Below are 6,066 nucleotides of genomic sequence, written 5' to 3'. Positions count from 1 at the left end.
ATTTTTGATGAGATAGATACTGGAATAAGTGGCCAAGTTGGACAAAGAGTTGGAGAAAAGATGTACCAAGTTTCAAAAAATCATCAAGTACTTTGTATAACACATCTTCCACAAATAGCGATTTTATCTGATCATCATTATTTTGTATCAAAAGAAGTAATAAATGAGAAAACTTTCACAAAGATAAGACTTTTATCTAATGATGAAAAAATATATCAAGTTGCAACTATGTTAGGTGGAGATAGTGTAAGTAATGCAACTTTGGAAAATGTAAGAGAAATGTTTGAAAACTCTAATATAAAAAAAATGCAATTAAAAGCTTTATAATACATATCTTAAAGGATATATGGAAAGAATAAAACTGCAGAATTTCTGTGGTTTTATTTTTTTATTTTAAAAAATTTTGTCTATTATAGTAAAGTTAATACAGAATATAAGGCATGTCTAGAGGGTAACTTAAGATTAGAAGGCAAAGGAGGAGAAGAGATGAAAAAGAGAATTATAAAATCAATCAGTTTTTTTATGACATTTATAGTTTTACTAATGTTAACTACTATTTTTACTCTTAAAGATATGCCTGATAAGGTATATACGAATAAAGATGTAGAAACGACTTCAGTATTTAAAGATATCAATCCTTTAGGATATGTGAAGCATAATGGGAATAAAGTTGATATTAGCTTTATGGGCTTAATTCCTCTAAAGTCTGTAGAAGTACATAGTGCAAAAGATCTAAAGTTATATCCAGGTGGAACGAGTGTAGGTGTCAGACTTTCAGCAAATGGAGTCTTAGTAGTAGGATTTTCTGATTTAGTAAAAGAAAATACGACTACAGAGAGTCCCGCAAAAGAATCAAATATAGAGCTTGGAGACTTAATTACTCAAATAAATGGTAAAAGGGTTTATACAAGTAAAGAAGTTTTAAAATTAATAAAAAATTCTACTAAAGATAAAGCCATGTTAACAATAGAAAGAGATGGTAAAACATTAAATAAAGAAGTTACATTAAAAAAAGAAGATGATGAATATAAATTAGGTTTGTGGGTTAGAGATTCTACTGCAGGAGTTGGAACACTTACTTTTTATCATGAAGCAAGTGGAAATTTTGGAGCGCTTGGACACCCTATAACAGATGGAGATACAAATACTAGATTTACAGTAAAGTCTGGAGAATTACTTGATGCATCAATAATTAGTTTAAGAAAAGGTGAAAAAGGATCTCCCGGAGAATTAAAAGGAATTTTTACAAATGAAGATGAACCAATAGGAAATATTAAGAAAAATACACAATGCGGAATATTTGGTACAAAAGAAAATAAAAATATATCAAAAAATTTAAAAAATCCTATGCCTGTAGGATTTAGAGATGAAGTGAATATTGTTAAAGCAAAAATAATAACAACAATTGATGAAAAAGGTCCAAAAGAATATGAGATTGAAAGAGTCAAAAAGTTAAATCAAGAAGTAAAAGGACCCAAAAGTATGATAATTAAAGTAACGGATAAAGAGCTCTTAGAAAAAACGGGTGGTATTATACAAGGTATGAGTGGAAGTCCTATTATACAAGATGGAAAGATTATAGGTGCAGTGACACATGTTCTTATAAATAAACCTGATGTTGGATATGGAATATATATAGATTGGATGCTACAAGATGCTGGAATTATTTAATAAGAAAGGGTAAGGCAAATTTTGTCTTACCTTTTTAAATTTTACATATATAAGTATTAAAAAATATTAAAAACAAATAAATTGATAAAAAATTACTAAAAATATAGACTAATTATTAAAAATGGTGTATAATTTACAAATAGTGGAAAATAAAAATGCCATAAAAATAAATTAATTGTACTTCTATTAAATAAAGTTTAAGATTAAAAAAGGATTTTTCTTGCATATGTCGAATAATTATCAAAGAAGAAAAATATAATCTTAATAATAAATTGATGGTAGAGATAATTGTACGATTAAAATAGATAAAGGGGAGAAAAAACATGGAAGATTCAAAAATATCTGTACTTATAGCTGATGATAATAAAGAATTTTGTAGTATTTTAAATGATTATTTATTAAACCAAAAAGATGTAGTGGTAACTGGGATAGCAAATGATGGAAGAGAGGCTTTAAGCTTAATAGAGACTAAAAAGCCAGATTTAGTTATTTTAGATATAATAATGCCACACTTAGACGGGTTAGGCGTATTAGAAAAACTAAATACAATGAATTTAGAAAAAATGCCAAGAGTTATTATTTTATCAGCAGTTGGACAAGATAAAATAACACAACAAGCAATTACATTAGGTGCTGATTATTATGTTGTTAAGCCATTTGATATGGATATATTTATAAAGAGAATAAGAGAAATGTTTAATACTCAAACATTAACAACAAATTCAGTTAACAGACAACCTGCTACTTCTCAAAGTAGCATACTTTCTAATACTTCATCAATCTCATATAATGAGCCAGTTGATTTAGAAACAGAAATAACAACTATAATACATGAAATAGGGGTTCCAGCTCATATAAAGGGATACATGTATTTAAGAGAAGCTATAACAATGGTAGTAAACGATATGGAATTATTATCAGCAGTTACTAAGGAATTATACCCTTCAATAGCAAAAAAATATAATACAACAGCTTCAAGAGTTGAAAGAGCAATAAGACATGCTATAGAAGTTGCTTGGGGTAGAGGTCAAATAGAAGCTATTAATAAGTTATTTGGATATACTGTTCATAATGATAAGGGTAAGCCAACTAACTCAGAATTTATAGCAATAATAGCTGATAAATTAAGACTTAAAAATAAAGTAAGCTAAAAGCTAGTGATAGAGCCAAAGTTGAAAAATCCCATACCAACCAATACTAATAATGGGGGTATAAAAATAGGTTTTTCATACCAATAAATATACAAAATATATCACTTCTAATTCATAGGTTGGCAATTTATGATTAGGAGTGATTTTTTATGCCAAGAATTATTAAAACAAAAACTATTGATAGTATAATTGTAGAATATTTAGAGTATTGCAGTTATAAAAATTTAAGATTAAAAACTATAAAATCTTATCATCAAACTTTGATGCTTTTTGCAAAATATCTTGAAGAAGAACTAGAAATAACAGATATAAAAAAGGTCAATAAAAAAGTAGTAGAGGATTATCTAGCTTTTACAAAAGATAGAGGAAAGTATAGCTTTGCATCTAGTGAAGCTGGAATAGAAAAAGCAAATATAGATAAAAGACATGATGTAGGTAAAGAAATATCAGATGTTACTATTAATAGCTATCTAAGAAATATTAAAGCTTTCTTTACTTATGTAGAAGAAAATAATTTAGTTAAAAAGACTAATATACATTCAATAAAATCTTTAAAAATAAATAGAAGACCAAAGGAACAGTTAACAGATGAAGAATATAAAAAGTTGATTAAAGTATTAGATTTGTCAAAGTTTCATGAATTTAGAGATTTTACAATTATTAATTTAATCTTTGATACTGGAATGAGATTGGGAGAAACTTTACAACTAAAGCTTGAAAATATAGATTTGTTTAGATGTACAATTTTTCTTGATGGAGATATAACAAAAGGAAGAAAAGATAGAGTGGTTTTCTTTAGTTATGAAATGCAAAAGCTATTGCAAAGATGGATTAAATTTAAAGATGTAATACAAGAAAGTGATTTATTATTTCCAACTCAAAGAACTAATAGAAAGATTGAACAAGGAAACTTTGAAAGAAATTTTAGAGGTTATCTATCTAGAGCAAAAATAGATAAAAATATAACTCCACATGGATTGAGAAATAACTTTAGTAGAAGATTTTTGCTTAATGGAGGTTCTATTTTCGTTTTATCTAAGATATTAGGTCATAGTAGTGTTTCGGTTACGGAAAAGGCATATTTGGATTTACAAGATGAGGATTTAAGAAAAAAATATATGAACTATTCTCCACTAGAAACTATGAAAAGATAGATATAATAGTTAAGGTACTTAAAAGATAATTGATACAAAGATAACTTAGAACCAGTTATATCAATAGATATAGCTGGTTTTTATATTAAGATAAATTGAAAATACTTAGAAGTTCCACTTTTGGGAAATATGAAAGTTCTATTTTTAGGACGAGATATGATTACTCTATACAATTACTTTACTCTTTATTTATATTATTAGCTAATAGAGAAACAGAAGTTTCTATTTGCTGAAGATAAAAAAATAGAGTAAGTTATTTTAAAAACCTACTCTTTAGTATTCATATATTTTTCTTTAATCAGTAATGCAATTTCATTAGATACAGTTCTCATATTTTCATTAGCTATTTTTTGAATAGCTTCTACTACTTCATTTTCTAATGTTATTACTACTCTTTTTTTACCTTCAGGTATTCGTGCAGTATTACCTTTTTTCTTAGTATTTTCACTCATATACAAACCTCCTAAGGCATTGATTTTACTAACTTAATCAAATTTATTATAGCATTGATTTACAAAAAATGCAATGAGATTGCAAATTGATGTTGCATCAAGTGTAAATCTATGTTATACTAAGTTCATGAAATAAATCGAAAGGAGGTAGACACAATGGTAAAAGATATTTTCAAATCGCTTAATTCAATTCATAAAGATTCAAATCTAACATTAGAAGAAAAGCACCTATTAACAATTCTAATTAAATATCACAATGTAATTGATGGTTACAGTTATCCTACATATGAAGTTCTGTTATCAGAGTGTTCTACCTCTAGGAGAAGTAAAATTTCTAAAATGATTAAAGGATTAAAAGAAAAAGGATATATTGAAGTGATTAAGGTTAAGGGGAATAAGAGCCATTACTATATCAAAAAACATTTATTCTTTATTGAAAAAATTGATTATGATAAAAAAGAAAATTCAACTAATGAAGATAATTTAGAAATTCCAGTTGAAGAAAAAGTTAAAACTAAAGATAATGCTATAAAGGCAATTATAGTAAGTGATTGTAAAGAATCGGGAGTGCAAATTACTATAGATGATGTTGAAGAAGTCAAAGTAAAGCAACATCCTAATAATTCAAAGATAGCTAAAGCTTTTGAAAAATCAAAGACTTTTAAGTTGTCGAAATGGTTATTAGATAGAGTAGCTTATATAGATGAAACAATAGTTGATATGGTTCTAGAAGAAAAGCCAAAAACTGCTAAGTTATTTTTAATCAAATGTATAGAGAAAACATTATTAGCTGGATTGGAATTAGCACCAATAATAAAGAACACTTTAAATTTCTACTCAAAGAAGGATATGGATTATGCTAGTGCAATGACTACTCAATATAGTAGTAAATTTTATATGACTTATGCAGATAAGCAATTAGGATTAATTTAAAATAAAAAAGAAAAGAGCATATCAATAAATATATATACTCTAATCCCTAAGCAAGATAAAGTATATCATTGATTTGCTCCAAAGTAAAGGAGAAGAAGAATGAGTATATATGTTTTAACTGAATATATTGAGGAATGTAAAATAAAAGGAATAGAACCTAATTGGAATGGCTTACATAAATGGAAAGAAGAGAATTGGAGAGATTAACTTAAATATAAAGGAGAGTAAAAAATTATGAAGAATATAGTGATTGATTTGGGGAATTATAACACAAAATATCTTGGAGAAAATAAAGGAATGTTTAGTAGTAAAATATCTACTACTTTCAATCCAAATGGTGAAATGTTTGAAAGAATAGAGTTCAATGGAACTACTACTTACATAACAGTAGGACAACTAGAGAGAGAGTTTTCTAAAGTAGATAAGAACTATATGCCTATATTACTATATGCAATAAGTAAGGCTACTACAGATACAAATATAAATCTATGTTTGTTGTTACCAGTAAATCAATTACCGAAGAAGGAAAGAATGATTCAAGAACTTAAAGGCAAGAGTTTTGACTTTAAGGTTAAAGATTCAACTAGAAAGGTATTTATTCATAATGTAGCAATACTTCCTGAAGGATATGTTAGTTATTATTCATTAGATAACACTGAAAATGATGATGTTCTTATAATTGATATAGGAAGTAGAACAGTAAAC

At 26.8% G+C, this 6,066-nt stretch carries 6 protein-coding genes and 1 pseudogene; 6 read left to right on the top strand and 1 reads right to left on the bottom strand.

Going from position 1 to position 6,066, the window contains the following annotated elements:
• The 4 genes and pseudogenes from SPJ33_RS04265 to SPJ33_RS04250 form a co-directional block, all read left to right on the top strand.
• Positions 1–327: pseudogene (locus tag SPJ33_RS04265) on the top strand (DNA repair protein RecN); the annotation flags it as partial.
• A gap of 159 nt (positions 328–486) precedes the next feature.
• Entirely contained in the window at positions 487–1,671 is a 1,185-nt protein-coding gene (spoIVB, locus tag SPJ33_RS04260; protein ID WP_321116734.1) for a SpoIVB peptidase, read from the top strand.
• A gap of 323 nt (positions 1,672–1,994) precedes the next feature.
• Entirely contained in the window at positions 1,995–2,822 is an 828-nt protein-coding gene (gene spo0A, locus SPJ33_RS04255; protein ID WP_321116733.1) for a sporulation transcription factor Spo0A, read from the top strand.
• 149 nt (positions 2,823–2,971) lie between these two features.
• A complete protein-coding gene (locus tag SPJ33_RS04250; protein ID WP_288325859.1) occupies positions 2,972–3,976 on the top strand; it encodes a tyrosine-type recombinase/integrase in 1,005 nt (334 codons plus the stop codon).
• Positions 3,977–4,242: 266 nt separating this feature from the next.
• On the opposite strand, the gene SPJ33_RS04245 is transcribed toward SPJ33_RS04250, so the two are convergent.
• The gene (locus SPJ33_RS04245; protein WP_291735222.1) at positions 4,243–4,428 is read right to left on the bottom strand and encodes a ribbon-helix-helix domain-containing protein; all 186 of its coding nucleotides are present in this window, start codon (positions 4,426–4,428) and stop codon (positions 4,243–4,245) included.
• A gap of 156 nt (positions 4,429–4,584) precedes the next feature.
• On the opposite strand from SPJ33_RS04245, the gene SPJ33_RS04240 reads away from it, so the two are divergent.
• Together SPJ33_RS04240 and SPJ33_RS04235 are read left to right on the top strand one after the other, a co-directional pair.
• A complete protein-coding gene (locus SPJ33_RS04240) occupies positions 4,585–5,361 on the top strand; it encodes a helix-turn-helix domain-containing protein (RefSeq protein WP_321116732.1) in 777 nt (258 codons plus the stop codon).
• Positions 5,362–5,595: 234 nt separating this feature from the next.
• Positions 5,596–6,066 (top strand): ParM/StbA family protein (locus SPJ33_RS04235; protein WP_414627205.1); only part of this gene is annotated, 471 nt, incomplete at its 3' end.

The organism is Clostridium sp. (assembly GCF_034179595.1).
Taxonomy (GTDB): Bacteria; Bacillota; Clostridia; order Clostridiales; family Clostridiaceae; genus Clostridium.
This window is presented reverse-complemented; position numbering and strand designations above follow the sequence as displayed.

Coding starts and splice junctions, on each gene's coding strand:
- spoIVB (WP_321116734.1), top strand. CDS start 487: ATGAAAAAGAGAATTATAAAATCAATCAGTTTTTTTATGACATTTATA.
- spo0A (WP_321116733.1), top strand. CDS start 1,995: ATGGAAGATTCAAAAATATCTGTACTTATAGCTGATGATAATAAAGAA.
- SPJ33_RS04250 (WP_288325859.1), top strand. CDS start 2,972: ATGCCAAGAATTATTAAAACAAAAACTATTGATAGTATAATTGTAGAA.
- SPJ33_RS04245 (WP_291735222.1), bottom strand. CDS start 4,428: ATGAGTGAAAATACTAAGAAAAAAGGTAATACTGCACGAATACCTGAA.
- SPJ33_RS04240 (WP_321116732.1), top strand. CDS start 4,585: ATGGTAAAAGATATTTTCAAATCGCTTAATTCAATTCATAAAGATTCA.